Raw genomic sequence first — 2,693 nt, 5'->3', positions numbered from 1 at the left:
TTGCTGTTAAGCGGACAACTAAAATGATCTAAAAGCTAATATTCCAATACTGGAATAAGACATACTAGCGATAAAAAATCTTACCTGTCTGCACATCAAGGTAGATCTTGTTAGCCTGCTTTAAACCACCGCAATAAACGAAATAAGCATCAATCTCTTCAAAAGTGACCGAACGTATCCACCCTTGCGTTTCTTCAAAGTCTTCTGGCGTACACGTCCCATCTTTCAGCAACTCATCAGTGGTTTTAATAAACATCTCAAAGTGTTGCTTAAAATCATCCGACTCTTCGATATAGGCGGTCACCGTTTCGATACGTTCTTCTTTAGTAATCGTCGGCGCCACCTCGAGCAGAGCCTCCATAGGCACCCATTCTGCCACTTGAGGCCCCCCCTCTTCATAAACGTAGTAAGGAGAGATCCTACCCCAGCCATCACGCTTTTCGAGGATATGCAACTTATCGCCACGGTAAACCACGCTTTCAATGAACGCTGAAGAGTCTGGTGCTTCACGAACGCCTAGCTTAGTTGGGCTAACGTAATAATCAGTCACTGGCGGCGGAGGTGGCACTTCTTCCTCTTCCTCGACCAATTGAAGCGGCTCCATCGGCTTCTCCTCTTCAACCTGATCCACTTCAAGCGCATCCTGTTGAGGTTTGTAGTAGAAGATGTAGTAACCACCCGCTGCACAGCCGATCCCGACCAACAGAAGGAGAAGCATGATGACTTTTTTCATATCGTCTTGATTCTTTTCCTATACTTAAAAAGTTGCAAACTCCACTAGCATAACAATGAAATGGCACAGTATTCATATAACTATAGCGGCATCATTGCTGATCACTTTACCTTGGCAAGTAAATAGTGCGCATTGTGATGAAAAATCTTGGAATCGCGTCCTCAAACTTCAGCACGATTTAGAACAGGTGTACAACCATCACGCTACACGTTTCAACGAATTCTTACAAATTCACCAAGCCCAACCTTTTTTATATCAGCAATTTACTCAAGATGAACTGCAAGCCCTATGGCAGAGCAGAAACAACCGCTTTCAAGAACAAATTCAATCTCAAGCAGACGCTTCACAGGAAGTAGTAAAGCGGATCAAAGAAGAAAGAGTATTGCTTGAACCCATGCTAGCTAAAGCTGAAACACAACAATCCCATTGGCTCGACTTAAGCAAACACTGCCAGCGCACTGGCAACCAAACTAACGTTATTGCCAGTACAAACTATTCGCAACTTAATCGGGCATTAAAGGCAGACATTGAAGCATTGCTCAACAAACTTAAAGTATTGGAATCTCGATATGAGCGGGAGCGGCTAGCAATAGAAAGTGCAAAACCCAATCAGGCCTCTCCATAAGCACCGGCCCTCTCTGTAGCAGCCAACTTTTGCCCTTTTACTTATTTGATATCAATTATCATTTGCATTAATACCAATAATCGTTACCATTTGTCCATGTGTCACTCATCACCACTATATCTACTTTGAAACTCGCTCTATCTATTAAATGCAATGCCCTTATTTGGTTTATTGGTTCTGCCCTTGCGGCAGGGAGCTACTATACGGTTTACTATTACGAGACCCAAAAGCTCAACAGCCAGCTAACGGCACAACTCAATAACCAAATTCAAACCCTTAATCAATCTCTAAACTCAATAAAAGGGCTTCTTTATTCAACGCGGGCTTTCATATCGAACGGCAATCAACCTAGCCCACAACAGTTTGAAGATTACTTTTCTCAACAAGCGACGCAACTGACCGGCGTTCAATCTATTGTTTGGGCACCTGTTGTGTCGAAAGACAAAGTGACTCAATTCGAAAAACTTGCTCAGCAACAAGGCTTTTTAGGGTATCAAGTTACACCGCCTTTATCAGAGGACAAAACAGACGCTTGGTTTCTAACCAATCAAACGCTTCCCATACTCTCCGTCTCCTCTTTGTTCGAAGCAAGTGACGAGATAGGGTTTCGACTTGAGAGCGACAAGCAACTGGTCAGCGCTATTTCACGAGCCATAACAACAAACCGCATCGGGGTGGTAAACTTTATAGAAGAACAACAGTTAACGGCCTACCTCGTTCTGCCACAATATTCTAACCAAGGTATGTTGCAGGGTGTGATCGTCGCTAAAGTGCTATTTCATGAACTACTGGGAGAGATCTGGCAACGGCAAACAAATTCAGCGACAACGGAAATTACAGTCAACATCCAACCGTATCAAATCCTCGCATTTGAATCTCATCTAAACACCACCCTAAAAGAAGGCGGCATAGGAACAAGACTTGTCTCACTCTCCCATACATTTCCTGTCCCATTGTTCAATAATGAGTGGACATTATCGATGTCAAAAATGGACAGTAATGACGGTACTACCCTCTATGGTCCCGCTGCCGTACTTCTTATCCTATTGCTGACTAGCTCAATTACTGTTGCTGGCAATTTTTACGCCAGCCGACTAAAAGTTTCAGATAGGCTAATCGAAGAGAAAACCCGTACCCTAGCAATCCAAGCCGTCAGAGATAGTTTGACCGGTTTAAGCAATAGGGCAGCACTAAGTGATGAGGTCGAAAAACAACTAAAGCAACTAGAACAAGGTACATCGACAGGCTTCTCAATTCTTTTTATCGACCTTGACCGATTTAAAGTGATCAACGATTCGATGGGACATCTGCATGGGGATAAGCTACTCAAAGAGG

General features: G+C 43.5%; 3 protein-coding genes. 2 read left to right on the top strand and 1 reads right to left on the bottom strand.

Annotated elements, in window-relative coordinates; translation table 11 throughout:
• Nucleotides 1–64: 64 nt before the first annotated feature.
• Nucleotides 65–733 (bottom strand): hypothetical protein, encoded by a 669-nt coding sequence (locus QTO00_RS17835; RefSeq protein WP_331425974.1) that lies wholly within the window; start codon nt 731–733, stop codon nt 65–67.
• 55 nt (nt 734–788) lie between these two features.
• Between QTO00_RS17835 and QTO00_RS17830 the strand changes: the two genes are divergently transcribed.
• Together QTO00_RS17830 and QTO00_RS17825 are read left to right on the top strand one after the other, a co-directional pair.
• Nucleotides 789–1,358 (top strand): hypothetical protein, encoded by a 570-nt coding sequence (locus QTO00_RS17830; RefSeq protein WP_038201368.1) that lies wholly within the window; start codon nt 789–791, stop codon nt 1,356–1,358.
• A 98-nt stretch (nt 1,359–1,456) separates the two neighbouring features.
• On the top strand, nt 1,457–2,693 hold a 1,237-nt coding region (locus QTO00_RS17825; protein ID WP_331425973.1), incomplete at its 3' end, for a sensor domain-containing diguanylate cyclase.

Origin of the sequence: Vibrio sp. M260118, assembly GCF_036533755.1 — a bacterium.
Classification (GTDB): Bacteria; Pseudomonadota; Gammaproteobacteria; order Enterobacterales; family Vibrionaceae; genus Vibrio.
This window is presented reverse-complemented; position numbering and strand designations above follow the sequence as displayed.

What these genes read in the sequence shown, in the direction of transcription:
- QTO00_RS17835 (WP_331425974.1), bottom strand. Translation starts at nt 733, where the DNA reads ATGAAAAAAGTCATCATGCTTCTCCTTCTGTTGGTCGGGATCGGCTGT.
- QTO00_RS17830 (WP_038201368.1), top strand. Translation starts at nt 789, where the DNA reads ATGAAATGGCACAGTATTCATATAACTATAGCGGCATCATTGCTGATC.